The following is a 24943-nucleotide window of genomic DNA, read 5'->3' as shown; positions in this document are numbered from 1 at the left end:
GGCGCCGGGGGAGGCGGTCACGTCGTCGAGGTCGCGATGCTCAGACGCGTGCCTCGGCCGAGCGGCCGGAGGCGAAGCGGCTGAGCGCGCCGGTGCGGGCGAGCCCCCGGGCGGCGAGCCAGGAGAGCAGGCCGGCCAGGACGACCCCGGAGACGACCGCGCTGATGCCGTAGACGACCTTGAACTCGACGGCGGTCGCGGCGATCGACGAGAACGAGGTGTCGAGCAGGGCGACCGCGACGCCCGCGCCGGCCCCGGCGAGGAGGGCGACGTGGAGGCGGAAGGACGAGTAGAGGAACGCCGCGAAGACGAGCTCGGCGCCGAGCCCCTCGACGACGCCCCAGATCAGGGTCGAGAAGCCCCACTGCGTGCCGATCAGCATCGAGACCACGGCCGCCATCACCTCGGTGTAGACCGCGGCGCCCGGCTTGCGGATGATCAGCCCGCCGAGCACCCCGGCGAAGAGCCAGCCGCCCGACAGCAGGCCCGAGAGGCCGGGCGTGAAGGCCAGCAGGTTGCTGAGCGGCTCCCACGCGAGGCCCCAGGCCCAGAAGACGACGCCGCAGGCGACCCCGATCACGCTGGCCACGACGATGTCGACGACGCGCCAGCGACGCGACGGCCTCGGCGACCTCTGCGGCCCCGAGGCTGTGGGGCGATCCTGGCGAGCGGGCTGAGCCTCGTTCGCGGACACGGAAACAGACATGTTCTCTCCTCCCTGCGCTGGCATGATCCAGATCAGGTTCGACGGTCGAAGCGTGGATCGCTTCCTCTCAGCCCGGATCACCGGACTCCCGTGTGTGTGCCGCCGATCATACCGCCGCCGCGGCCCGACTGCGTCAGGCGAGCGTGAGCTGGCCGTCGGCCCGCAGCCACTCGAGGCCCTCGACGATCGCCTCGACCGACGTCCACCGCGGCGCGTAGCCGAGCAGGCGCCGGGCCTTGTCGATGCTCATCGAGTGGCTGCGCGACAGGTGCTGCCACGACGCGTCCGCCGATTCGGGGCTGCGCTGCGCTCGGAAGTCCTCGAACGAGGCGAACGTGAGCTGCGCCTCCTGCCCGAAGGTCCTCGCGACCTGCTCGGCGAGGCCGCGCAGGGTGACGGCGCGCTCGCTGACGACGTGGAACGACTCCCCCACCGCCTGCGCCGGACGCTCGACGGCCCGCTGGAACGCCTGCGCGACGTCGTCGGCGTGCACGTGGTGGACGGTCTCGAGCCCGAGCCCCGGCATGACGACCTCGCGACCCGCGGCGAGCGCCTCCCACACGTCGAGGTCGAGGTTGCCGACGGCGTTGACCATCGGCCAGCCGGGCCCGGTGATGTGGCCGGGGTGCAACACGGCGCTCTGCACGCCGCCGGGTCGTCGCGACTCGGCGAGCAGCAGGCGCTCGATCTCGGCCTTCTGCGTGCCGTACTCGCCGACCGGCGTGCGCCGCGCCTCCTCGGTCACCGGCACCTCCGCCGACGGACCGTGCACCCAGATGGTGCCGCAGTGCAGCAGCACCGTGCCGCTGCCCCGCAGCGCCTCGACGAGCGACAGGGCGGAGGCGGGCGTGAAGCAGATCAGGTCGACGACGACGTCCGCGTGCAGCTCGGCGATCGCCCGGCCGAACGAGCCGTCGGCGTCGCCGGCGTCGCGGTCGAGCTGCACGCGCTCGACGCTCGCCCAGGCGGCGTGCTCGCGGTAGGGCGCCGAGGCGCCGCGCGACACGGCGACGACGTCGTGCCCCGCGAGCACGAGCCGCGGCACGAGGTAGCCGCCGACGTGCCCGGTGGCGCCGATCACGACGACCCTCACGACGAGGCCCCGACGAGGAGGCGCGGGCGGGGGTCGAGGACAGCTGCCGTCGTCGGCAGCGCTGCGGTCGTCATGGCCCCGACGCTAGGCGCGGCGGCCCCGGTGCGCCCGCTGCCCGTAGGCTGACGTGGTCCACGACCCGGAGGTCCGATTGCACACCTGGCCAGGCAACCCCTACCCGCTCGGCGCCACCTACGACGGCAGCGGCACCAACTTCGCGATCTTCAGCGAGGCGGCCAGCAAGGTCGAGCTGTGCCTCTTCGACGCCGACGGCGCCGAGACGCGCGTGCCCCTCACCGAGGTCGACGCCTACGTCTGGCACGCCTACCTGCCGACCGTGCAGCCCGGGCAGAAGTACGGCTACCGCGTGCACGGCGACTACGACCCCGCGACGGGCTCGCGGGCCAACCCCGCCAAGCTGCTGCTCGACCCGTACGCCAAGGCCACCTGCGGCGAGATCGACTGGGACGAGTCGCTCTTCGCGTACCACTTCGGCGACCCCGACTCGCGGAACGACGACGACAGCGGCCCGCACATGATGCTCGGCGTCGTCATCAACCCGTTCTTCGACTGGCAGGGCGACCGCCCCCCGAAGTACAGCTACGACGAGACCGTCATCTACGAGGCGCACGTCAAGGGGCTCACCGAGACGCACCCCGACATCCCCGAGGACGAGCGCGGCACCTACGCCGGCGTCGCCCACCCGGCGATCATCGAGCACCTCAAGAAGCTCGGCATCACGACCCTCGAGCTGATGCCCGTGCACCAGTTCGTGCAGGACAACACGCTGCTCGAGAAGGGCCTCAGCAACTACTGGGGCTACAACACCATCGGCTTCTTCGCGCCGCACGCGGCCTACTCGGCCACGGGCGACATCGGCCAGCAGGTGCAGGAGTTCAAGACGATGGTCCGCGTGCTGCACGCCGCGGGCATCGAGGTCATCATCGACGTCGTCTACAACCACACGGCCGAGGGCAACCACCTCGGGCCGACCCTGTCGTTCAAGGGCATCGACAACGCCGCCTACTACCGGCTGATGGACGGCGACGCCAAGCACTACATGGACTACACGGGCACCGGCAACAGCCTCAACGTCCGTCACCCGCACTCGCTGCAGCTGATCATGGACAGCCTGCGCTACTGGGTGACCGAGATGCACGTCGACGGCTTCCGCTTCGACCTCGCCGCCTCCCTCGCCCGCGAGTTCTACGAGGTCGACCGGCTGTCGACCTTCTTCGAGCTCGTGCAGCAGGACCCGATCGTGTCCCAGGTCAAGCTGATCGCCGAGCCGTGGGACGTCGGCCCCGGCGGCTACCAGGTCGGCAACTTCCCGCCCCAGTGGACCGAGTGGAACGGCAAGTACCGCGACACCGTCCGCGACTTCTGGCGCGGCGAGCCCTCGACGCTCGGCGAGTTCGCGAGCCGCATCACCGGCTCGGCCGACCTCTACGAGCGCGACGGACGCCGCCCGGTCGCGAGCATCAACTTCGTGACGGCGCACGACGGCTTCACCATGCGCGACCTCGTCAGCTACAACGAGAAGCAGAACGACGCGAACGGCGAGGGCGGCGCCGACGGCGAGAGCCACAACCGCTCATGGAACAGCGGCGTCGAGGGCGAGACCGACGACCCGCAGGTGCGCGCCCTCCGCGAGCAGCGCCAGCGCAGCTTCCTCGCGACCCTGCTGCTCAGCCAGGGCGTCCCGATGCTGCTGCACGGCGACGAGCTGGGCCGCACCCAGCGTGGCAACAACAACACCTACGCCCAGGACAGCCCGATCAGCTGGATCGACTGGGAGGCGGCGGACCGCGAGCTCGTCGAGTTCGTCGCCGAGGTGATCAAGCTGCGGCACGACCACCCCACGTTCCGTCGTCAGCGCTACTTCAACGGCCGTCCCGTCACCCGGGGCGAGGGCGAGCCGCTGCCCGACATCGTCTGGCTCACGCCCGAGGGCGACGCCATGCAGGAGGGCGAGTGGAACGAGTCCTACGCCAAGGCGATCGGCATGTTCCTCAACGGGGACGGCATCCGGGGGCGCGACCAGCGCGGCGGCCGCATCACCGACGTGAACTTCGTCCTGTACTTCAACGCGAGCGCGGAGACGGTCACCTTCGTCCTGCCGCCCGACGAGTACGCGGAGGGCTGGGAGGTGGTGGTCGACAGCACCGTGTCCGCGCCTCCGCCCCCTGCCCAGGCGGCACCGCGCACGCCGACGGCGACGCGGACCGCGACCACCGTCCAGCCCCCCAGCACGCCGCAGATCCCTGCGGCGCTGCTCGCCGGCGACCGGCTCCCCGTGGCGGGCCGTTCCCTCGTCGTCCTCCGAGCCACGGCCGAGGAGCCCGCGTGACCCGACACGACCACCCCCGTTCCACCTACCGGCTGCAGATCAGGGCGGGCTTCGACCTGTTCGCGGCGGCCGACCAGGTGCAGTACCTGCGCGACCTCGGCGCCGACTGGGTCTACCTGTCGCCCGTGCTCGAGGCCGAGCCCGGCAGCGACCACGGCTACGACGTCGTCGACCACAGCCGGGTCGACCCCGACCGCGGCGGCGCGGCGGGCCTCGACGCCCTGTCCGAGCGTGCCCACGGCGCCGACCTCGGCGTGCTCGTCGACATCGTGCCGAACCACGTCGGCGTCGCGACCCCGAAGGCCAGCACCTGGTGGTGGGACCTGCTCACGCACGGTCGGGACAGCACGTACGCCGACGCGTTCGACGTCGACTGGGCCGCCGGCGGCGGCAAGGTGCTGCTGCCCGTGCTCGGCGAGCCCGCGGGCACCGACGGCCGGATCGAGGGCCTCGAGGTCGTCGACGGCGAGCTGCACTACTACGAGAACGTCTACCCGATCGCACCCGGCACGCTCGGCGACGCCGCGGACGGCCCTGCCGACGCCGCCGCTGTGCACGCCCGCCAGTCGTACGAGCTCGTGCACTGGAAGCGCGCCGACACGGACCTCAACTACCGTCGCTTCTTCGCGGTGAACACCCTCGCCGGCATCCGCGTCGAGGAAGGCTGGGTGTTCGACGAGTCGCACGCCGAGATCGGACGCTGGTTCCGTGAGGGCCTCGTCGACGGTCTCCGTGTCGACCACCCGGACGGCCTGGCCGACCCGGGCGGCTACCTCGACCGGCTGGCCGCGCTGACCGGCGGCGCCCACGTGCTCGTCGAGAAGATCCTCGAGGGCGACGAGCGCCTCCCCGAGGACTGGGCGACGGACGGCACCACCGGCTACGACGCCCTCGCCGACCTCGACCGGGTCTTCGTCGACCCCCGAGGCGCCGCCGCGCTCGACGGCCTCGACTCGCGCCTCCGCGCCGACGACGACAGCGCGCACTCGCCCGCGGACGGCGACGCCCGCGCGTCGGACGAGGCGGTCGACTGGCACCGCATGATCCTCGGCACCAAGCGCGGCATCGCCGACGGCATCCTCGGCAGCGAGATCCGTCGCCTGGCCCGCCTCGTCTCGGACGACGGACGCGCGGACGACGCCGTCGTCGACGCCCTCGCCGAGCTCGCCGCCGCGTTCCCGGTCTACCGCAGCTACCTCCCGCAGGGCGCCGACCAGCTGGCCCGCGCGGCCGACGTCGCGACCGGGAGCCGCCCCGACCTCGCGGACGAGATCGCCCGCGTCGTCGCCGTCCTGGCCGACGAGTCGCACCCGGCGTCCGTGCGCTTCCAGCAGACCAGCGGCATGGTGATGGCCAAGGGCGTCGAGGACACGGCGTTCTACCGCTACAGCCGTCTCGCCACCCTCACCGAGGTCGGCGCGGACCCCGCCGAGTTCTCGCTGACGCCCGCCGAGTTCCACGCTCGCCAGCAGGCCCGCCTGGCCGAGCGACCCTTCGGCATGACGACGCTGTCGACGCACGACACGAAGCGCAGCGCCGACGTGCGCTCGCGGATCACCGTGCTCTCCGAGATCGGCGACGAGTGGACGGCGACCCTCGAGCGCCTCCGCGACCTCGCCCCGATCGGCGACGGCCCGTTCGAGAACATCCTCTGGCAGAGCGTCGTCGGCGCCTGGCCCGCGTCGCGCGAGCGACTGCACGCCTACGCCGAGAAGGCGAGCCGCGAGGCGAGCACCTCGACCACGTGGACCGACCGCACCGCCGACGCGGAGGCCTTCGAGGAGCGCATGCACGCGGCGATCGACGCGGTCGTCGACCACGAGGAGGTGCGGCACGAGATCGAGAGGATCGTCGACGTCGTCCGCGCCCCCGGCCGCAGCAACTCGCTCGGCCTCGCCCTGCTCCAGCTCACCGGCCCCGGCAGTCCCGACGTGTACCAGGGCGGCGAGCTGTGGGACCACTCGCTCGTCGACCCGGACAACCGTCGCGAGGTCGACTTCGCCCTGCGCCGCCGCCTCCTCGACCAGGTCGCGGCCGGCGAGACGCCGCCGGTCGACGAGACGGGCGCGGCGAAGCTGCTCGTCACGCACCGGGCGCTGACGCTCCGTCGCGACCGCCCGGAGCTGTTCACGCGCTACGGCGCCCTGCCGGTGTTCGGCGACCAGGCCGACTCGGCCGTGGCCGCCGACCGCGGCGGCGCGCTGACGATCGCGACGCGCCTGCCCGTCGCCCTCGAGCAGGCCGGGGGCTGGGGCGACACCGTCGTCCTCGTCCAGGGCCGCCGCTGGCGCGACGTGCTCACCGGGCGCGTGCACGAGGGCGGGCGCCTCCGCCTCGCCGACGTGCTCGACACGTACCCCGTCGCGCTGATCGTCCCTGCGGAAGAGCAGTAAGGACGCCGCAGGGCAGGAACAGCGGACCTCCGCACGACTACCGTCGACCCCCTGCGGGTCGGCGGTTCGTCGTCCTGCCCGCGGCCACCCGACCACCTGCACCTTCCCGACCACCACACCTCCCGAGGAGACCGATGAGCGTCTACGACGTCTGGGCACCCACCGCGACCACCGTGCAGCTGCACCTCGACGGCGACGTGCTGCCGCTCGAGCACGAGGCCTCCACCGGGTGGTGGCGTGCGCCGGCCGACCTCGACCGCTCCCCCGGCCACCGGTACGGGTTCCTCGTCGACGACGGCGAGACGCCGCTGCCCGATCCGCGCTCGCGGCGCCAGCCCGACGGGGTGCACGGCCTCAGCGAGACCTGGGACGGCGACTCGTTCGACTGGACCGACGCCTCCTGGACGGGTCGTCAGCTCGCCGGCGCGGTGGTCTACGAGCTGCACGTCGGCACCTTCACGCCCGACGGCACGCTCGACTCGGCGATCGAGAAGCTGCCGCACCTGGTCGAGCTCGGCGTCGACCTCGTCGAGCTGCTGCCGGTCAACGGCGTCAACGGCCGCTGGAACTGGGGCTACGACGGGGTCGACTGGTTCACGGTGACCGACAACTACGGCGGGCCCGACGCGTACCAGCGCTTCGTCGACGCCGCCCACGCCGCCGGGCTCGGCGTCGTGCAGGACGTCGTGTACAACCACCTCGGCCCCTCGGGGAACTACCTGCCCGCCTTCGGCCCGTACCTGTCGAGCAAGCACGCGAACACGTGGGGCGACAACGTCAACCTCGACGACGAGGGCTCGCACGAGGTGCGCGAGTTCATCCTCGACAACGCGCTGATGTGGTTCGAGCGGTTCCACGTCGACGCCCTGCGGCTCGACGCCGTGCACGCGCTCGTCGACGACAGCCCGGTGCACCTGCTGCAGGAGATGGGCGAGCGCACCGCCGCCCTCAGCGCCCACCTGAGCCGCCCGCTGACGCTCATCGCCGAGAGCGACCTGAACGACGCCCGCCTCGTCACGCCTCGCGACGGCGGCGGCTTCGGCCCCGACCACCGCCAGGGCTACGGCCTCGACGGGCAGTGGAGCGACGACTTCCACCACGCGCTCCACGTCGCCCTGACCGGCGAGACGAACAGCTGGTACGCCGACTTCGCGTCGCTCGACTCGCTGGCAAAGGTCGTCACGAAGGGGTTCTTCCACGACGGCACCTGGTCGTCGTTCCGCGAGGCCGACCACGGCCACCCGGTCGACGTCGAGCACATGCCCGCCTGGCGCCTCGTCGTCGCGAACCAGAACCACGACCAGATCGGCAACCGCGCCGTCGGCGACCGCCTCGCGGCGACCCTCGACGACGGGCAGCTGCAGATCGCCGCGGCGCTGACCCTCACCTCGCCGTACACGCCGATGCTCTTCATGGGCGAGGAGTGGGGCGCCTCGACCCCGTGGCAGTTCTTCACGTCGCACCCCGAGAAGGAGCTCGGCGAGGCCACCGCGAAGGGCCGCATCGCCGAGTTCGCGAAGTCGGGCTGGGACGAGTCGGTCGTGCCCGACCCCCAGGACCCGCAGACGTTCGAGGACTCGAAGCTCGACTGGTCGGAGCTCGGGCGGGGGCGCCACGCCCTGCTGCTCGACGCCTACCAGCAGCTCACGGCGCTCCGCCGGGCCGAGCCCGAGCTCACCGACCCGCGCCTCGGCCTCACCTCGGTCGAGCACGACGCCGAGGCCGGCTGGTTCGTGATGACCCGGGGCACGATCCGGGTGGCCGTCAACTTCGGGACGCAGGAGGCGCGGGTCGACGTGCCCGCCTCCTCCGTGCTCTTCGCCAGCGACGACTCGATCGCGGCCGGCGCCGAGCTGGTGCTGCCGCCGCACTCGGTCGCGGTGGTCCGCTAGCCGGGGCGCTCGACCGAGGCCGGACATGACGACGTCCGCACGGCCGGGGCTGACCACCCCTGCCGTGCGGACGGTGCCGCCTCCCTGCTAGCGCGCCTGCGCGTGGCGCACGACGGGCCCGACCCGGTGCGACGTCGCGCGGACGCTCGGCAGGCGACGGTGTCGCACGACCAGCTCGACGAGGGCACGCCCTCGCCGGCGGAGACCCCAGAGGGTCACCTTGGTCAGCGACTCCCTGACGATCGAGCCGCTCATCTTCGAGGCGCCGTGGACGCGCTCGGTGAACGTGATCGGAGTCTCGACGACCCGGAGGCCCGCCTGGAGGGCGCGCCAGAGCAGGTCGACCTGGAAGCAGTAGCCACGCGACTCGACGGCGTCGAGGTCGATGCGGCGGAGGGCCGAGGCACGGAACGCGCGGAACCCGCCCGTCGTGTCGGCCACGCGGATCCCCAGGGCGCCCCGGGTGTACCAGCTGCCGCCGCGGCTGAGCAGCTCACGCCGCAGCGGCCAGTTCTCGACCTCGCCGCCCGGCACCCAGCGCGAGCCGAGTACGAGGTCGTCGTCGGCGAGCAGCCCGAGAAGACGCGGCAGGTCCTCGGGGTGGTGCGAGCCGTCGGCGTCCATCTCGACGATCGCGTCGTAGCCGCGCTCGAGGCCCCAGGCGAAGCCAGCGAGGTAGGCGGCGCCGAGGCCCGCCTTCTCGGTGCGGTGCATCACGTGCACGCGGGGCTCGCGGGCGGCCCAGCTGTCGGCGAGGTCGCCGGTGCCGTCGGGCGAGCCGTCGTCGACGACGAGCACGTCGACGGCAGCGCCGGACGCGAGGGTCCGGCTGACGATCATGTCGAGGTTGTCCCTCTCGTCGTAGGTGGGGATGATCACGAGCGCGTCGTTCACGGTGGTGGTCCTTTCCGGTCGGGTCGGAGAGAAGGGCGGTGCGGGTCGGGTGAGGTGGTGCGGTGGTGCGGTGCGGACCGGACGTGTCGGGTGCGTCGGCCGCGGGGTCGTGTGGCGGAGGGCGTGTGGGGCGTCAGCTCGTCGACACGAGGTCGGCGAAGACGATGAGGTTGTCGACGTAGTGCCCGGTCGAGCGGTCGAACGTGCCGTCGCAGGTGATGAGGCGCAGGCTCGGCGTCGGGGTCGAGCCGTAGACGTCGCTGGTGGGGAACGTCGCCTTGGGGGTCCGCTCGCTGCCCGTGACGCGGAACGTCTCGACCGTGCCGGTCGACAGGGTCACCTGGACCTCGTCGCCGACGGCCAGCTTCGCCAGGTCGACGAACACGGCGGGTCCGCTGCCCGAGTCGACGTGGCCGGCGATGACCGCCGGGCCGACCGCGCCGGGCACGGTGCCGTCGCGGTACCAGCCGGCCGACTCCCACGCCTGCGGCGGGTCGAGCTCGCCGGCGGCGCCGAGGCCGAGGTCCTCGAGGCCGGAGTCGACCCCGATGGACGGGATCTGCACCCGCTCGGGCGTCGCGCCCGCAGGAGGCGGGGTGTACGACTGCGCCGCCGGGTCCTGGAACGAGCCCGCGGCCCCGCTGGCGGGGTCGGCGCTCGGCGAGGCGGACGTCGTCGGTGCCGCGGTCGAGGCCGGGCCCTGTGCGTCCGCGCCGGACCCGCCCGGCTGCGCCGCGACGGCGGCGACCGTGGCGCCCCCGGCGAGCAGCAGCACGGCCGCGCCGAGCGCGATCGCGGCACGTCGGTGCGACGAGACGAACTGCGACACGGTCATCGGGACACCGCCAGGGGCGAGCAGGCGCCGAGGGCCGAGCCCTCGGCGTCGAGCTGGAGGGCGGCGAGCGCGGCCCAGGCCGCGCCGTAGTAGGTCGGCGTCGACTGCGCCAGAGCGTCGGCACGACCGAGGTCGGCCGCGGCGGCGTCGGGCTCCCCCGCGCTGGCGAGCGCGGCGGCCCGGGCAGCGTAGGCAAGCGGGCTCTGGTCCTGGCCCACCTCCTGGCCGCCCAGGTCGAGCTGCATCGGCAGGTCGGGGTAGCGCTCCAGCACGGGCGCGAGCCGCGCTGCCAGCGCCACGTCGACCGGGTCGCACGACTCGGCGTACCGCAGGGCGAGCCGGCCGGCGTCGTAGCTGTACTGGACCGTGCCCGACGAGCCGTCGGCGCTCGGCAGGGGGACGACGGTGCCGTCCTGCTGCACCTGCGCCCAGTCGCTCGGCAGGGCGGTGGCGGTCAGCACGTTCGTCGTGACCGCGCGGGAGCCCTGCTCGAGCTCGGCCCAGCGGGGGTCTCCGCTGGCCTGGCCGAGCTGCGCGAAAGCGGCCGGCGCGGCGTAGGAGGGGTTGTACGACCACGGGCCGGAGCCGGCGGCCCAGGGACCGGGGAGCAGGATGCGCCCCACGTCGGTGCTCGCCGTCATCTCGTCGAGCACGTGCGTGCCGAGCTGGACTCCCTCGGTGGTCCAGGTGGGTCGGTCGAACGCCGCACCGGCGAGCACGAGAGCCCTGGCGGCGTCGACGTCGGCGTCGCTGGCGGGCATGTCGTCGACGACGACGCCGTCGGCCCAGCGCCAGGCGAGCAGTCCGTCCTGACGGACCAGCTCCTCTTTCGTCCAGTCCCAGATGGCGGCGAAACGGTCCTCGTCACCGACGGCCGCGGCGACGAGCATGCCGTAGGCCTGGCCCTCGCTGACGGTGTCGTCGCCCTGGTCTCGTCGGACGACGCGGCCGTCGTCGTCCACCCACTCGTCAAGGAAGTCCTCGCCGATCTGCGTGGCGCTGCGGGCGTCGGGAGTGCTGTCGCCGGTGCCGGGGTCGCTGCTCTCGGCAGGCCCCCCGGCGGTGCGGTCGGGGGCGCCGCCGGGTGCTCCGACGACGAGGAGGGCGATGCCGGCGGTCACGGCCACGGCCGCGACGACCACTGCGGCGAGCAGTGCCTTCGTCTTCTTCGTCATGTCGTTCCTCTGAGGGTCTCGGTGTGGCTCACGGAGCGGGGTCCGTGCGGGGTGCTGCGTGCAGGGTGCTCCGGGGGGATCTCGAGGAGGCGCGGCGACGGTGGTCGCTCACCGCGCCTCCTCGGGAACTCAGGCCCCGAACCAGCTGCGGACGGTGGCCCAGAAGCCGGCGGGCCCGTCCTTCGCCGGGTGCTCGGCCAGGTAGCCGCCGCCCGTCTGGACGCCGCCCACGGGGGCCTGCGCCGTGGCCGCGCTGTCGACCACGGGCACGACGGTGAGCCCGCCGGTCGAGTTGTCGAGCACGAACAGCGTGTTGATGCTGCCGGCCGCGAGGTCGACGTCGCTCGTGCCGGTGACCTTCTGGCCGGTCAGGTCGAGGCTCCAGGGGCCGGCGGCGACCTCGGCGTAGCCGCTCGCGCTGCCGAACGAGGCCTTCGACGCGATGGTCGTGCCCGTCGTCGTCGCGACCGAGACGGTCTTGCTGACGGTCGCGGCCTGGAACAGGCGGACCTTGGCCTGGCCGTCCGTGGGCGGGGTCAGGTCGTCCTTGACGACGCGGGTCTCGAGGTCGTCGTTCGGGCCGTAGGCGAGGGCCGTGATCGGCTGCCCGCTGTCGACGGTGACGTTCGTCGTGATGACCGGCTTCGCGTCGGCGGGTGCGTCGGCGGCGGTCATCGAGACGACGTAGGTGCCGGGCGTCAGCGCCTGGTACGGGCTGACCTGGCCGAACGTGACGTCGTCGAGGTCCATGACGACCTGGCCGCCGGCGAGCGAGGTCAGGGTCACGTCGACCGACTTGGTGTCGGGCGAGAGGTGGCCCACGCGGACCCAGCCGTCGCCGTCGGCGGCATGCGCCGGCGACGCGCCGACGAGCGACCCGGCGAGGGCGACGCCGGTCGCCGCGGTGAGCGCGAGGACGGTCACGAGACGGCGCCTCGGGGTGGTGGTCGAGGAGGCGACGGTCACGTCGGCGGTGCGTGCGGTGCTGCTGTGGAGTGAAGCCATGAGGGCGGTTCCTTTCCGGTCGGGTGCCGCGTCCGAGAAGGCGCGACGGCGGTGAGGAGGGGGCCGGGGGTCGTGTGGACGACCCCCGGCGCGGTGGTCAGTCGGACAGGACGCCCGACGGGGCGACCGCAGAGAACGTGATGCGGAGGCCGTCTCCCTGCGGCTCGATCGAGGCGGGCTCGTAGGTGTCGCCGAGGCCCCGGAGGAGCGTGTCGAGCTGCGCGACGGTCTCGGCGCCCTGCGGCGTCACGTCGAACTGACGGAACACGGACTCCTGCTCGCCCGGCAGGGCGGCCGGGTCGGCGACCGAGATCGGCGCCGCGGCCGCGAGCTGGCCGAGGACGATCAGGGCACGCGGGTCGAGGCGGCCGTCGCGCAGGGCCTGGTCGAACGTGGCCGACACCTGCAGGTCCGGGTTCTGGGCGAGCTCGGCACCGGCGGCGGACCGCGCGGCGGCGGCGGCGTCCCCGGAGCGCTGCGCCTCGGCGGCGCCGTCGCTGTCGATCCGGCGGATGTTCACCTGCTGGTCGCCGTCGCCGAAGGAGGCGACGACCGTCGAGCTCTCGAGGGCCGAGCGCACGTCGGGCGATCCTGCTCCCGAGGTCCGGACCGACTCGGTCTCGAACAGGTAGTCCGAGTCGCGCCAGCCGTTCGGCGACTGCGCCTGCACGGCGCCGTCGGTGTCGATCTTGTAGAACCAGATCACGTTGTCCCGGGCGAAGCCGGCACGGACCAGGTCGACCCACACCGCGTCGTCGACGAGGAGGCGGCTGTCCTTGGGGACGTTGGTCTCGACCCAGGTCTCGGCGTTGCGCATCGGCGCGTCGAGGTCGGAGTCGAGGAACCCGCGCAGCTGGACGGCCCAGAGGGGCACCAGCGCCACCACGGCGGCGACGGTGAGCGCGATCCACGTGACGGACCCCGTGCGGACCGCGGCCGTCGAGACGGCACCGGCCCGTCGTGCCCGCACCGACTTCACGGCGGCGTCCGTGACCGCGGCGATCAGCAGCGCCGCGAACGGCAGCAGCATGATGACGTACGGCACCGGCAGGTAGCCGCCGGGACGGAACATGAACGCGATCAGGAAGACCATCATCACGGCGATCGGGCGGACCCGCTTCATGAAGAGGCCGACGACGGAAGCGAGGGTGCCGACCACGATCAGCACCTGGTCGAGCTGCCACCACTGCGAGACCGTCGCGAAGAAGAGGCTGCCGGTGTCGAACACCGAGCCGCTCGCCTCACGGGTCGCGAGCTGGAACTGGATGCCCTCGAGGAGGCTGACCCGGCCGGCGCCCGGCAGCAGCTCTCCCTTGACGGCGGCGAGCGCGACGTAGCCGAGGCCGACGAGCACGAGCAGGCTGCCCGCGATCGAGAGCGTGTAGCGACGGGTCGACTTGTCGGCGCCGCGCCACATCATCCAGGCCAGGAACGGCAGGGCGAGCAGGTACGTCTCCTTCGAGAGCACCGCGATGCCGAACGAGACGGAGGCGGCGGCGAAGCCGGCGAGCTGGTAGCGCTTGCTGAGGGCGAAGACGAACGCTGCGAGCAGCCACGGCGTGGCCACGTTGTCGAGGTAGACCGTCCGGTGGAACTGGAGGGCCAGCGGCGACACGGCGAACACGAGGCCGGCGACGGCCGCGGCGGGGCGGCTGAGGCCCAGCTTGCGGGCGAGCAGCCAGAGCAGGGCGACCGCGACGACGGTGAAGGCGAGCATCGCCTCGCGGCCGGCCAGCACCGCGACGTCGTAGCGGTCGAAGGCTCCGGTCAGGGCCGTGTAGGCCGAGATCTGCAGCCAGCCCACCGGGGGGTGGTCGTACCAGTAGGTGTAGTGGGCGAGCTCTCCGAGGTTCTGGACGGCCCAGGCCTGGGCCGTGTACGTGCCCTCGTCGTCGATCCGCTGCGGCGAGCCGGCCATGTTGAAGGCCTGCACGACGGCGGCGATCGCCATCAGGGGCAGCAGCCAGACGAGGCTGGCGCCGTGGCGGCGGAGCCACCCCGGCGAGCGTGCGGGGGCAGGCTGCATGGGCGTGCCGGGACGACGCGGCGCCGTGGCGATGCGGTCGTCGACCGCCGTCGGGCGGTTCAGCGTGCTGGTCATCGGTCACCTCCGGTCATGGCGAGGGCGGGCTCGTGCTGGGACGCGCGGGGCGCCTCCTGAGGGGCAGGGGCCTCGGCGGGGCGGTGGGCTCCGGTGTGCTCCGTCTTCTCCCAGGCGTTCATGCCTCGGATCTGACGGAAGACGGCTCGCACGGCGGCGAGGGCGAGGAAGATCTGGTACGGGATGAGACCCCAGATCAGGCGGAAGTAGTCGCGGGCCCGGACCTTCTGGCCGTAGGTGCGGCCGAACTCCCGGAGGCCGGTGAACTCGACGGCCAGCAGCACCAGGGTCGGCGCCAGCGGGATGAACGAGACGAGCGCGATGGCCGTCGGCACCTTGATCGTGAAGATCAGGATGACGGAGATGGGGATCAGGAGGCCCGTGGCCGCCTGGATGAAGGGCATGGTCAGCAGGTAGCGGGCCATGAGGCGCTGGCGCAGACGCGGCAGCTTCTTCCACTCGCCCTTGCCGTAGACCTGCATGAAGCCCTGGTTCCAGCGGGTGCGCTGCTTCAGCAGCGAGACGAACGTGCCGGGGGTCTCCTCGCGGGTGACGACCTCGGGGCTGTAGGCGACGACGACCTTCGCGCCGGCGCTCGACAGGCGGACGCCCAGCTCGCAGTCCTCGGCGAGGCACTCGGCGTCCCAGCCCTCGGACCAGTCCAGCCAGTCCTTGCGGACGAAGACGGTGTTGCCGCCGAGCGGGATGAACTTCTCCTTGGCGTGGAAGTGCAGGCGCGAGCGGAACCAGAAGTAGTACTCGAGCACGTTGCGGAGGCTCCACCAGCTCGACTGGAAGTTCATCAGCTGCACGCCGCCCTGGACGACGTCCGCGTCGGTCTCGCTGAAGCGCGAGTCGACGAGCGTCAGGAGGCGGGGGTGCACCTCGTCCTCGGCGTCGAACACGCCGACGATCTCGCCGCGCGAGGTCTGCAGCGCGAGGTTCAGCGCCTTGGGCTTGTTCTTGGGGACGCTCGAGTCGACGACCACGCGGATCAGGTCGGGGTGGCGTGCCGCGGCCTCACGGGCGACGCGCTCGGTGCCCGGGTCGTCGTGGCCGACGATCGCGATGATCTCGAAGTCGGGGTGGTCCTGGAGCGCGAGGCGGTCGAGGGTCTGGCCCATGACCTCTTCCTCGTGCCGTCCGGGGACCAGCAGGGTGAACGAGTGGCGCGCGTCGAGGGGGTCGGAGCTGAACTGGCTGCCCTCGAGGTTGTCCTTCGAGCGCCAGGCGTGCAGCATCCACCACAGCGTCGAGACGGCCACCGCGGTCAGCAAGAGCGACACGAGGACGAGCGACGAGTAGCCGATCCACTCGAAGGGGCTCCAGTCGGGCAGCGAGAAGCCCGAGAGGGCCTCCCCCGCGCCGGACGTGGCACCGCGGTTGGGCACGAACTGGTCAGGGCTCGTGGGTGCCTGCGGCGTCAGCAGGGGCTGTGGCTCGCCGGCGGCGAGCAGGGAGTGCACGGGGTGCGTCGGGTCAGTCGACACGGTCGTTCTCCTGTCGGGTCAGGGGTGGATGGTGGTCTCCGGATCGCGACGGTCGGGTGCCGCGAGCGGGGTGTGGCGGGTGGTGCCCAGTTCAGGTGGTGCGCAGTGCGGGTGGTGCGCGGTGCAGGTGGTGCGGTCAGCGGGCGTCGGCCGTGGCCGGCGGGAAGACGAACCAGCGGTAGGCGACGTAGCGGAACGCCGTGCCGAGCACGAGCCCGACGCCGTTCGCCGCGATGTTGTCGGCGAGCTGGCTGGTGTGGCCGAGCACGTAGTGCGACACGAAGAGGCACAGGGAGGCGATGGCCAGCCCCCCGACGTTCACGAGGCCGAAGACGACGGCCTCCTTGAGCACGGCACGGCCGCGGTCGGCACGGAACGTGAGGTAGCGGTTGCCGAGCCACGCGACGGCGGTCGCGATGATCACCGAGATCACCTTCGCGCCGATCGGCTTGTCGTCGAGCAGCGTGACGCGCAGCAGGTTGTAGACGCCCACGTCGACGACGAAGGCGATGCCGCCGACGAGGCCGAAGGTCGCGAGTTCGCGGAGGCGGCTCGCCACGCGCACCGAGACGGCGGCGCGGGCGGGCACGGAGGACGTCGCCGAGGAGGCGGCGGCTGGGTCGACGCCGGGAGCGTCGGCCGGTCGGGTGGTCACCCTCTCGTCGAGGGCAGTGGCGTCGGGCATGACACCGGTTCGGGGGCCCCCCGGACGGGGGTTTGCCCGGGGTACGCCCTTGTGTGCTGGTTGCCAGGTTGACGTCACGCGCTGTTCACATCGCCGTCCCGGGTCCCGCTCGCCCCGCGCCCGGGACGCGCGTAGCGTGAGCCCATGGAATTCAGATACCTCGGACACAGCGGTCTCAAGATCTCTGAGATCACCTACGGCAACTGGCTGACGCATGCCTCCCAGGTCGAGAACGACGTCGCGACGCAGTGCGTCCGCGCCGCCCTCGACGCGGGCATCTCGACCTTCGACACTGCGGACGCCTACGCGAACACGGGCGCCGAGACGGTGCTCGGCGCGGCGCTCGCTGGCGAGCGGCGCGAGTCGCTCGAGATCTTCACGAAGGTCTACTGGCCGACCGGCCCCGCGGGCCACAACGACACCGGTCTCAGCCGCAAGCACATCCTGGAGTCGATCGACGGCTCCCTGAAGCGGCTGGGCACCGACTACGTCGACCTCTACCAGGCGCACCGCTACGACAGCGAGACCCCGCTCGAGGAGACGATGCAGGCCTTCGCCGACGTCGTCCGGCAGGGCAAGGCGCTCTACATCGGCGTCAGCGAGTGGAACGCCGAGCAGATCCGCGCCGGCCACGCCCTCGCGGAGAAGCTCGGCGTGCAGCTCATCTCGAACCAGCCGCAGTACTCGATGCTCTGGCGGGTCATCGAGCAGGAGGTCGTCCCGGCCAGCAAGCAGCACGGCCTGAGCCAGATCGTCTGGTCGCCCGTGGCGCAGGGCGTGCTGACCGGCAAGTACAAGCCGGGCGCCGAGCTGCCCGCCGGCAGCCGCGCGACCGACGAGAAGGGCGGCGCGAACACCATCAAGCGCTTCCTGACCGACGAGGTCCTCACGGGCGTCGCCGCCCTCGAGCCGATCGCCGCCGAACTGGGGCTCTCGATGGCCCAGCTCGCCATCGCGTGGGTGCTGCAGAACGACAACGTCGCCTCCGCGATCATCGGGGCCTCGCGCCCCGAGCAGGTCGCCGACAACGTCAAGGCGGCCGGCGTCACCCTGCCCGCCGAGGTCATGACGGGGATCGACGAGGCGCTCGGCGACCTGGCCGAGCGCGACCCCGCCAAGACGGTCTCGCCCGCGCAGCGCCCGGCCTGAGCCGCCCGCCCCGCGCGCGCGACCTCGGCGACGACGTTCCCGATCTCCTGTCGGAGATCGGGAATGTCGCGCGGGAGGATGCGCTTGCATATACTCGTACCGACCTTCGGTGACACGTCACCGATCCAGATCTCACCGCACGACTCACCACGAAGCCCACAGAACAGCAGGAGAACACCATGGCCATCACCGCAGAGAAGATCCCCGCCGGCACCTGGACCCTCGACCCCACGCACAGCGAGGTCTCGTTCAGCGTCCGCCACCTCGCCATCAGCAAGGTGAAGGGCTCGTTCGAGTCGTTCGACGCCTCGCTCGTCACCGACGAGGATCACACCGCCAGCAAGGTCACCGCGTCCATCGACGTGGCCTCGGTCAACACGAACCAGAAGGACCGCGACGGCCACCTCCAGACCGGCGACTTCTTCCTCGCCGAGGAGCACCCGAAGATGACCTTCGTCTCGACCAGCATCGAGGAGAAGGGCGACGACGCGTTCCTCGTGCACGGCGACCTGACCCTCCGCGGCGTCACCAAGCCCGTCACCCTGAAGAGCGAGCTCGGCGGCCTCGTCGTCGACGGCTACGGCCAGACCAAGCTCGGCTTCTCGGCCACCACCAAGATCGACCGCACCGAGTTCGGCGTGACCTGGAACGCGGCCCTCGAGGCCGGCGGCTTCACCCTCGGCAACGACGTCACCGTCACGCTCGAGATCCAGTTCGTCCTCGCGGCGTAATCGCACCTGACGCGGGCGCACGTCGCACGCGTCCCCGGAGGGCCCGCACCTGCAGTCGCAGGGGCGGGCCCTCCGTCGTGGGTCGCACCTCCTCGTGCCGGCGCCTCCTAGGCCAGCACCCGGCGGAGCACCGCCCGCTCCCCCAGCGTCCACGCCGCGCTCGTCACCATGTACAGGGCGGCGGCGAGCGGGACGAACGCCGCGACGACGACGGTGACGAAGGGCAGCACGCGCGCGACCGTGGCGAGGCCGGGCACCGCCTCCTGCCCGGGCGTCGCCACGAGCGGGCCGGCTGCCCGGAGATCGGCCCGTCGTCGCAGCTCGACGACGAGCGCGAGCACGACCAGCAGCAGCACGAAGGGCCAGACGGCACCCGCCGCGACGCCGCCGACGACGGGACCGACCGAGCCCACCAGCGAGGCGCCGAGCGCCGCCCCGGCCAGGACGTGCCCGAGCAGGGCGTTGGCGTGCCCGGCGATCACGGGGTGCGAGAACAGCGACCAGACCGCCGTGAGCACCGGTGCCTGGGCGAGCGTCGGCAGGCAGCCCGCCAACGGCGAGACCTTCTCCGACGTGTAGAGCGCCGCCGTCGCGCGCTGCAGCGCCTGGGGGTCGCGGATGCGCCGACGCAGGTCGGCGAGGGCGGGCGCCAGGCGGCGACGGCCGATCTCCGCCCGCACCTGCGACACCCCCACGGGCACCAGCAGGACGCGGACGAGCAGGGTCAGGAGCACGACGGCGAGCGCGGACGACGAGGCACCGGCGATCGGCTCGACGAGGTCGCTCAGCGCGACGACGACAGCGTGCAAGCCGTCGAGGACGATGGCGAGGGGCGGGAAGGCGGACAGGTCCATGGAGGTCCTCACGGCAGAAGGGAAGAGGTCGCTTCTGGCCGTCGGACGCCGCGGGCGCGGCTAGACGGCCGGGAAGAGCCGTCCCGGCGCCCGGGCGCGCACGTGTCCGTCGGAGTCGGGGTCGCGGGCGAAGACGAGGAGGCGCACGTCGGCGGCCTCGGTCAGCACCGGCCCCGGCACGGCCGCGCCCAGCCCCGCGAGCGCCAGCACCGCGCGGGCGACGACCACGATCGCCAGCACCGCGGCGGCGCCGACGAGGCCGACGACGACCCCCGCGGGCAGCGACCCGGCGTGGCCGACGGTCAGGCCGGTCGCGAGCGCGAGCTCGAGCGGCGCGACGACGCGCACCAGCAGCTCGAGCAGGGAGGTCATGCACCCGACACTAGAGGACACGCCGGGGCGCCCGGTAGGTACGCTGACGGCGGACCTCCGATGTCGCGGGCGTCCTCGGGAAGGCTCGCGCGCCTCCTGCGTTGACACCGTCACACCTGCTCCGAGGAGGACCCGCATGACGCACGACTGGATCACCCTGCAGCACCGGGCGCACGCAGAGTTCGCGCGCCGGGTCGAGGCCGTCACCGACTGGGACGCCCCGACGCCCGACACCGAGTGGGCCGTGCGCGACCTCGTGCGCCACGTGACCCGCGAGCAGCAGTGGGTGCCGGTCCTGCTCGAGGGCGGCGACCCGAGCGAGGCGCAGGCCTCGGTCGAGCCGCTCGGCGACGACCTCGTCGACGCCTGGCACCGGTCGTCGCGGGCCGCGGCCGAGGCGTGGCGCGAGGCGGACCCGGAGGCGTCCGTGCGGCTCAGCTCGGACGTCGTGCCCGTGCACGAGTACCTCGCCGAGCAGGTCGCCGACGTCACCATCCATGCATGGGACCTCGCCCGCGCCATCGGCTCGGACGAGGAGCTGGACGACGACCTCGTCGCCGCCGTCTGGTCGGTCTTCGAGCCACAGCGGGACGCCCTCGAGGCATCGGGCCTGTTCGCCTCGCCCGTGCCGGTCGACGACGACGCCCCGATGCTCGTCCGCCTGCTCGCGCTGACGGGCCGCGACGCGCGCTGACGGAGGGGGCCCGCCCGCTGACGGCGACTGCCCCGGCTCGCTGACGCGGGCTGCACCCGCTCGCTGACGCGGGGCATGCGGAGCGGGCGCCCTCGCAGGTCGCCCGGACCTCGGGATGGTTCGATGTCGGCATGACCGCCGACGCCGAGTCCGACGCCCGCCCCTGGCTGCACAGCTACGCCCCGGGCGTCCCCGCCGACATCGAGCCCGTGACGGGCACGCTCGTCGACCTGATCGACGACGCGGTGGCTGCCCACCGCGGCAAGGTCGCCCTCGAGTTCTTCGGGCGCGAGACCACGTATCGCGACCTCGGCGACGAGATCGACCGGGCCGCCGAGGGCCTCCGCAAGCTCGGCGTGACGGCAGGCGACCGCGTGGCGATCCTGCTGCCGAACAGCCCGCAGCACGTGGTGGCCTTCTACGCGACGCTCCGCCTCGGCGCGGTCGTCGTCGAGCACAACCCGCTCTACACCGACCGCGAGCTGCGCCACCTCTTCGAGGACCACGGCGCGAAGGTCGCCATCGCCTGGGACAAGCTCGTCGGGCGCCTCCGCGATCTGCCCGGCGACCTCCGCTTCGACACGGTCGTGTCGGTCGACGTGACCCGCGGCATGCCGCTCGGCACGCGGCTCGCCCTCAAGCTGCCGATCCCGGCCGCCCGCAAGTCCCGCGAGGCGCTCACCGCCCGCGCCGTCGGCGACGTCAGCTGGCCCGATCTCGTCTCGGGTCGCCCGCTGAAGAGGCGCCACCCGCGCCCAGCCCTCGACGACGTCGCCCTGCTGCAGTACACGAGCGGCACCACGGGCTCGCCGAAGGGCGCCGTGCTGACCCACCGGTCGCTCCGCAGCAACGCCGAGCAGGGACGCGCCTGGGTGCAGGGCGCCGTCGAGGGCGAGGAAACGGTGTACGGCGTGCTGCCGTTCTTCCACGCCTACGGCCTGACGCTCTGCCTCACCTTCGCGATGCGGATCGGGGCGCGGCTCGTGCTGTTCCCCAAGTTCGACGTCGACCTCGTGCTGAAGGCCGCGGCGAAGCACCCGCCGACCTTCCTGCCCGCGGTCCCGCCGATCTACCAGCGCCTCGCCGAGGCCGCCGAGCAGCGCGGCGTCGACCTCCGCAGCGCCCGCTTCGCGATCTCGGGCGCGATGAACCTCCCCCTCTCGACCGTCACCGCCTGGGAGCGGGTCACGGGCGGCATGCTCGTCGAGGGCTTCGGCCTCACCGAGACGTCGCCGGTCGCCCTCGGCAACCCGATGGGGCCGACCCGTCGCCCCGGCACCGTGGGGGTGCCGTTCCCCTCGACCGAGGCGCGCGTCGTCGACCGCGACGACCCCGACCCCGAGAGCCCCGTCACGCCGGGCGCCGCCGGTGAGCTGATCCTCCGGGGGCCGCAGGTGTTCCGCGGCTACTGGAACCGCCCCGACGAGACCGCCGAGGCGTTCCTGCCCGGCGGCTGGTTCCGCACCGGCGACATCGTCAGCATGAGCGCCGACGGCTACGTCACGATCGTCGACCGCATCAAGGAGCTGATCGTCACCGGCGGCTTCAACGTCGCCCCCTCCGAGGTCGAGGAGGCGGTGCGCGGCGTCGCGGGCGTGGCCGAGGCCGCGGTCGTCGGCCTCCCCCGCGACGGCGGCGGCGAGGACGTCGTCGCCGCGATCGTCGTCGAGCCCGGCAGCACGGTCGACCCCGAGGAGGTGCGGGACCACTGCCGCGAGCAGCTCGCCGCCTACAAGGTGCCGCGTCGCGTCGTCGTGGTGGACGAGCTGCCCCGGTCGCTGATCGGCAAGGTGCTCCGTCGCGAGGTCCGCGACGCGCTGATCGCCGGTCGCTGACGGGCTGACCCGCTGGCGCGCTGACCCGCTGGCGCCGGCTGCGGACGCTCGCCGCGCCTCCTCGGCCTACAGCACCGCCCAGCGGCCGAGCGGCCAGAAGACGACCGTCGCGCGGCCGACGACGTGGTCGAGCGGCACGAAGCCCTCGTAGGGGCCGGTCACGTGCGACCGGGAGTCCGCCGACCGCTCGCGGTTGTCGCCCATCACCCAGAGGGCGCCGTCGGGCACGGTGACGTCGAACGGCGTCAGCGACGCCGGGTCCCCCTCGGGCACGTTCAGGTACGGCTCGTCGAGCGGCTCGCCGTTCACCCGCAGGCGCCCCTCGGAGTCGCAGCACGAGACGGTGTCGCCGGGCAGCCCGATCACGCGCTTGACGAGGTCGTCGCCCTCGCCTGCCGCCAGCCAGCCGCCCGGGTCCTCGAAGACGACGACGTCGCCCCGGTGCAGGTCCATCACACCGGGCACGAGCTCGTTCACGAGGATGCGGTCGCCGATCAGCAGGGTCTGCTCCATCGACGCCGACGGGATGAAGAACGACCGGACGAGGAACGTCCGCACGCCCCACGAGACCAGCAGCGCGACGAGCACGATGACGACGAGGTCGCGAAGCCAGCGCAGTCCGCCCGCCCGCCGGGTCGCAGGAGGCGCGGCGGCGTCGGCAGGATCAGTCACGCCCCCATCCTCCCCCGAAGGACCTACCCCGCGGGCCGACGCAGCCGCTCGAGCCGCGCCAGCGAGTGCTCCTCGGCCACCGGCTTGTCGCCGAGCACGCGGCCGATCGCCCCGAGCATCACGCCCGCGGGCCGGGTGGTCGGCAGGTATACCGGCCCGACGTGCGGCGCGCGCAGGCCGAGCAGCTCGCGGAAGCGCGGCTGAAGCGTCCCCACTGCACCGTTGAACAGCACCGGGTAGCCGGCGCGCAGTACCGGGAACAGCGGCGGCCGCTTGATGAAGCCCACCACCTCCTCGGTCCGGGCGGTGCGCTCGAGGATCCCTCGACGGTCGAACTCCATGAGCTGGTCCTGCATCTCGGCGACCGAGCGCGGCGGGTCGACGACGCCCATGAGCTCGCCGGCGGTCGCCCACTCGCGCACGTACGCGTCGGGCCCGCCGGGCACCTCGCCCTCGCCCCACGCCAGGTACGCGGCGAGGAACGAGTCCGCGAAGGCCATGTGCACCCAGCTGAGCAGCTCGGGGTCGTTCGCGGCGTAGTCGTGCGGGACGCCGTTCCGGTCGTCGTAGCTGCCGACGACCTTCGTGTGCAGGCGGCTGACCCACTGGGAGGCGTGGGTCGCCGCCTCCTTGCTGCCGTAAGTCACGGTGTAGATCCAGCGGATCGTGCCGGCCAGGCGGCCGAGCGGGTCCTCGCGGAACCGCGAGTGGTCGTGCACCCCGGCGAGCGCCCCCGGGTGCAGCGCCTGCACGAGCAGGGCGCGCACCCCGGCGAGGATCGCGGTGTTCGAGCCGTGCACGGCCCAGACCGCCGACCCCGGTGCGAAGAAGCCCTCGTCGTCGCCCTTCGCGAGGTCGGTGACCCACTCGGGCGTGCCCGTGTACTGGCCGTTGAAGGTGTACTGCAGGCGGGCACGGAGCGGCTCGGTCAGGGCGGGCATCCTCCGATCATGCGCCGCGGGGGCTGGACGCCTGCCCCCGGCGAGCCCGGGAGTCTCGACGTCGAGGCAGTCGAGGCAGTCGAGGCAGTCGAGGCAGTCGAGACGGTCGAGACGGTCCGGCCGTCCTGCCCGGACGCACCGCGCCTCCTCGTCCCGGTGTCGAGACGAGGAGGCGCGGGCAGAGCAGGCAGGACGGCGTCAGTTGCCGTGCGCCTCCTCGGCGACGGGCTGCCACTCCTCCCACAGCGCGAGGCGCGACTCGTAGTCCTCCTTGGCGATGCCCAGCGGCGCCTTGCCGAAGAAGACGCGGAGCGGCGGCTCGTCGGCGTCGACGACCTTGAGGATCGCCGTACGGGTGGCCGTGGGGTCGCCGGGGTCGGCGGCCGAGGGACGCTTCGACGCGGCCTCGCGGACCTCGGCGTACGCCTCGTTCTCGTCGCTCCGCGAGGCGGACGGGCCGGACCAGTCGGTCGAGAAGCCGCCGGGCTCGACGAGCGTGACCGAGATGCCGAAGCCGGCGACCTCCTGCGAGAGCGACTGGCTGATGCCCTCGAGCGCCCACTTCGACGCGTGGTAGATGCCGACGGTCGGGAACGCGCTGATGCCGCCGATGCTCGAGACCTGGACGATGTGGCCGGAGCCCTGCTCGCGCATGATCGGCAGGGCCGCCTGCGTGACCCAGAGGGCGCCGAAGAGGTTCGTCTCGAGCTGGCCGCGCGCCTCCTCCTCGGTGATCTCCTCGACCATGCCGAAGTGGCCGTAGCCGGCGTTGTTGACGACGACGTCGAGGCGGCCGAAGTGCTCGGCGGCCTGCTGCACGGCGGCCACGTCGGCGGCGCGGTCGGTGACGTCGAGCTGGATCGGCAGGAACGTGTCGGGGTACTGCTCGACGAGCGCGTCCACCGCCTCCAGCTTCCGAGCCGTGCCGGCGACGCTGTCGCCGCGCTCGAGGGCCGCCTCCGCCCACTCACGGCCGAAGCCCTTCGATGCCCCGGTGATGAACCAGACCTTGCTCACGGTGTTCCTCTCGTCGTGTGGTGTCGCGCTGTCGGGAGCGCGGCTCCACTGAACGCCCG

21 protein-coding genes and 1 riboswitch are annotated in these 24943 nt (G+C 72.8%); of the genes, 7 read left to right on the top strand and 14 right to left on the bottom strand.

Going from position 1 to position 24943, the window contains the following annotated elements; translation table 11 throughout:
• Positions 1–40 precede the first annotated feature (40 nt).
• Together EDF18_RS13200 and EDF18_RS13195 are read right to left on the bottom strand one after the other, a co-directional pair.
• Positions 41–706: an ECF transporter S component gene (locus EDF18_RS13200; RefSeq protein WP_123548360.1), complete on the bottom strand. Its 666-nt coding sequence runs from the start codon at positions 704–706 to the stop codon at positions 41–43.
• Positions 698–808, bottom strand: a riboswitch (TPP riboswitch). It overlaps the preceding gene by 9 nt.
• Before the next feature lie 31 nt (positions 809–839).
• The gene (locus EDF18_RS13195) at positions 840–1787 is read right to left on the bottom strand and encodes an NAD(P)-dependent oxidoreductase (RefSeq protein ID WP_233569137.1); all 948 of its coding nucleotides are present in this window, start codon (positions 1785–1787) and stop codon (positions 840–842) included.
• A 163-nt stretch (positions 1788–1950) separates the two neighbouring features.
• Here EDF18_RS13195 and glgX point away from each other — a divergent pair, with 163 nt between their 5' ends.
• From glgX to treZ, 3 genes are all read left to right on the top strand, one after another.
• Positions 1951–4149: a glycogen debranching protein GlgX gene (glgX, locus tag EDF18_RS13190; RefSeq protein WP_123548200.1), complete on the top strand. Its 2199-nt coding sequence runs from the start codon at positions 1951–1953 to the stop codon at positions 4147–4149.
• Positions 4146–6542 (top strand): malto-oligosyltrehalose synthase, encoded by a 2397-nt coding sequence (treY, locus tag EDF18_RS13185; RefSeq protein WP_123548199.1) that lies wholly within the window; start codon positions 4146–4148, stop codon positions 6540–6542. Before glgX ends, treY begins: the two co-directional genes overlap by 4 nt.
• 134 nt (positions 6543–6676) lie before the next feature.
• Positions 6677–8434 (top strand): malto-oligosyltrehalose trehalohydrolase, encoded by a 1758-nt coding sequence (gene treZ, locus EDF18_RS13180; RefSeq protein ID WP_123548198.1) that lies wholly within the window; start codon positions 6677–6679, stop codon positions 8432–8434.
• An 87-nt stretch (positions 8435–8521) separates the two neighbouring features.
• On the opposite strand, the gene EDF18_RS13175 is transcribed toward treZ, so the two are convergent.
• The 7 genes from EDF18_RS13175 to EDF18_RS13145 form a co-directional block, all read right to left on the bottom strand.
• Entirely contained in the window at positions 8522–9328 is an 807-nt protein-coding gene (locus EDF18_RS13175) for a polyprenol monophosphomannose synthase (RefSeq protein ID WP_255416194.1), read from the bottom strand.
• 133 nt (positions 9329–9461) lie between these two features.
• On the bottom strand, positions 9462–10163 hold the full coding sequence (locus EDF18_RS13170) for a class F sortase (protein ID WP_148050098.1): 702 nt from the start codon (positions 10161–10163) through the stop codon (positions 9462–9464).
• Positions 10160–11338 carry a glycosyl hydrolase family 8 gene (locus EDF18_RS13165; RefSeq protein ID WP_123548196.1) on the bottom strand — a complete coding sequence of 393 codons (1179 nt, stop codon included), beginning with the start codon at positions 11336–11338 and terminating at the stop codon, positions 10160–10162. Before EDF18_RS13165 ends, EDF18_RS13170 begins: the two co-directional genes overlap by 4 nt.
• 129 nt (positions 11339–11467) lie before the next feature.
• The gene (locus tag EDF18_RS13160) at positions 11468–12343 is read right to left on the bottom strand and encodes a DUF4397 domain-containing protein (protein WP_123548195.1); all 876 of its coding nucleotides are present in this window, start codon (positions 12341–12343) and stop codon (positions 11468–11470) included.
• Positions 12344–12440: 97 nt separating this feature from the next.
• Positions 12441–14444, bottom strand: a complete 2004-nt coding sequence (locus EDF18_RS13155) for a glycosyltransferase family 39 protein (RefSeq protein ID WP_123548194.1) — start codon at positions 14442–14444, stop codon at positions 12441–12443.
• Positions 14441–15934 (bottom strand): glycosyltransferase, encoded by a 1494-nt coding sequence (locus tag EDF18_RS13150; RefSeq protein ID WP_233569136.1) that lies wholly within the window; start codon positions 15932–15934, stop codon positions 14441–14443. Before EDF18_RS13150 ends, EDF18_RS13155 begins: the two co-directional genes overlap by 4 nt.
• 136 nt (positions 15935–16070) lie before the next feature.
• Positions 16071–16619, bottom strand: a complete 549-nt coding sequence (locus tag EDF18_RS13145) for a GtrA family protein (protein WP_123548193.1) — start codon at positions 16617–16619, stop codon at positions 16071–16073.
• Positions 16620–16763: 144 nt separating this feature from the next.
• Here EDF18_RS13145 and EDF18_RS13140 point away from each other — a divergent pair, with 144 nt between their 5' ends.
• On the top strand, positions 16764–17768 hold the full coding sequence (locus tag EDF18_RS13140) for an aldo/keto reductase family protein (protein ID WP_123548192.1): 1005 nt from the start codon (positions 16764–16766) through the stop codon (positions 17766–17768).
• A gap of 179 nt (positions 17769–17947) precedes the next feature.
• Positions 17948–18499 carry a YceI family protein gene (locus EDF18_RS13135; RefSeq protein WP_123548191.1) on the top strand — a complete coding sequence of 184 codons (552 nt, stop codon included), beginning with the start codon at positions 17948–17950 and terminating at the stop codon, positions 18497–18499.
• 107 nt (positions 18500–18606) lie between these two features.
• On the opposite strand, the gene yidC is transcribed toward EDF18_RS13135, so the two are convergent.
• Positions 18607–19353 carry a membrane protein insertase YidC gene (gene yidC / locus EDF18_RS13130; protein ID WP_123548190.1) on the bottom strand — a complete coding sequence of 249 codons (747 nt, stop codon included), beginning with the start codon at positions 19351–19353 and terminating at the stop codon, positions 18607–18609.
• A 60-nt stretch (positions 19354–19413) separates the two neighbouring features.
• Positions 19414–19725 (bottom strand): hypothetical protein, encoded by a 312-nt coding sequence (locus EDF18_RS13125; protein WP_123548189.1) that lies wholly within the window; start codon positions 19723–19725, stop codon positions 19414–19416.
• Between the two features lie 136 nt (positions 19726–19861).
• On the opposite strand from EDF18_RS13125, the gene EDF18_RS13120 reads away from it, so the two are divergent.
• Together EDF18_RS13120 and EDF18_RS13115 are read left to right on the top strand one after the other, a co-directional pair.
• On the top strand, positions 19862–20419 hold the full coding sequence (locus EDF18_RS13120) for a TIGR03086 family metal-binding protein (RefSeq protein WP_123548188.1): 558 nt from the start codon (positions 19862–19864) through the stop codon (positions 20417–20419).
• Positions 20420–20550: 131 nt separating this feature from the next.
• Positions 20551–22254 (top strand): long-chain-fatty-acid--CoA ligase, encoded by a 1704-nt coding sequence (locus EDF18_RS13115; protein WP_123548187.1) that lies wholly within the window; start codon positions 20551–20553, stop codon positions 22252–22254.
• A gap of 66 nt (positions 22255–22320) precedes the next feature.
• Here EDF18_RS13115 and lepB read toward each other — a convergent pair whose 3' ends face one another.
• The 3 genes from lepB to EDF18_RS13100 form a co-directional block, all read right to left on the bottom strand.
• Positions 22321–22926: a signal peptidase I gene (lepB, locus tag EDF18_RS13110; RefSeq protein WP_123548186.1), complete on the bottom strand. Its 606-nt coding sequence runs from the start codon at positions 22924–22926 to the stop codon at positions 22321–22323.
• 23 nt (positions 22927–22949) lie between these two features.
• Complete coding sequence (locus EDF18_RS13105; protein ID WP_123548185.1) at positions 22950–23867, bottom strand: oxygenase MpaB family protein; 918 nt, start codon at positions 23865–23867, stop codon at positions 22950–22952.
• A 198-nt stretch (positions 23868–24065) separates the two neighbouring features.
• Positions 24066–24884, bottom strand: coding sequence for an SDR family oxidoreductase (locus EDF18_RS13100; protein WP_123548184.1), 819 nt, complete (start codon positions 24882–24884; stop codon positions 24066–24068).
• Between the last annotated feature and the right edge of the window lie 59 nt (positions 24885–24943).

The sequence above is a fragment of the Frigoribacterium sp. PhB107 genome, from assembly GCF_003751515.1.
Lineage (GTDB): Bacteria > Actinomycetota > Actinomycetes > Actinomycetales > Microbacteriaceae > Frigoribacterium.
This window is presented reverse-complemented; position numbering and strand designations above follow the sequence as displayed.

Excerpts from the sequence above, each read along its gene's own strand:
- EDF18_RS13160 (WP_123548195.1), bottom strand. The coding sequence starts at position 12,343 with ATGGCTTCACTCCACAGCAGCACCGCACGCACCGCCGACGTGACCGTC.
- EDF18_RS13115 (WP_123548187.1), top strand. The coding sequence starts at position 20,551 with ATGACCGCCGACGCCGAGTCCGACGCCCGCCCCTGGCTGCACAGCTAC.
- EDF18_RS13140 (WP_123548192.1), top strand. The coding sequence starts at position 16,764 with ATGGAATTCAGATACCTCGGACACAGCGGTCTCAAGATCTCTGAGATC.
- EDF18_RS13145 (WP_123548193.1), bottom strand. The coding sequence starts at position 16,619 with ATGCCCGACGCCACTGCCCTCGACGAGAGGGTGACCACCCGACCGGCC.
- EDF18_RS13105 (WP_123548185.1), bottom strand. The coding sequence starts at position 23,867 with ATGCCCGCCCTGACCGAGCCGCTCCGTGCCCGCCTGCAGTACACCTTC.
- EDF18_RS13155 (WP_123548194.1), bottom strand. The coding sequence starts at position 14,444 with ATGACCAGCACGCTGAACCGCCCGACGGCGGTCGACGACCGCATCGCC.
- EDF18_RS13135 (WP_123548191.1), top strand. The coding sequence starts at position 17,948 with ATGGCCATCACCGCAGAGAAGATCCCCGCCGGCACCTGGACCCTCGAC.
- EDF18_RS13120 (WP_123548188.1), top strand. The coding sequence starts at position 19,862 with ATGACGCACGACTGGATCACCCTGCAGCACCGGGCGCACGCAGAGTTC.
- EDF18_RS13165 (WP_123548196.1), bottom strand. The coding sequence starts at position 11,338 with ATGACGAAGAAGACGAAGGCACTGCTCGCCGCAGTGGTCGTCGCGGCC.
- yidC (WP_123548190.1), bottom strand. The coding sequence starts at position 19,353 with ATGGACCTGTCCGCCTTCCCGCCCCTCGCCATCGTCCTCGACGGCTTG.
- EDF18_RS13170 (WP_148050098.1), bottom strand. The coding sequence starts at position 10,163 with ATGACCGTGTCGCAGTTCGTCTCGTCGCACCGACGTGCCGCGATCGCG.
- EDF18_RS13200 (WP_123548360.1), bottom strand. The coding sequence starts at position 706 with ATGTCTGTTTCCGTGTCCGCGAACGAGGCTCAGCCCGCTCGCCAGGAT.
- EDF18_RS13125 (WP_123548189.1), bottom strand. The coding sequence starts at position 19,725 with ATGACCTCCCTGCTCGAGCTGCTGGTGCGCGTCGTCGCGCCGCTCGAG.
- treZ (WP_123548198.1), top strand. The coding sequence starts at position 6,677 with ATGAGCGTCTACGACGTCTGGGCACCCACCGCGACCACCGTGCAGCTG.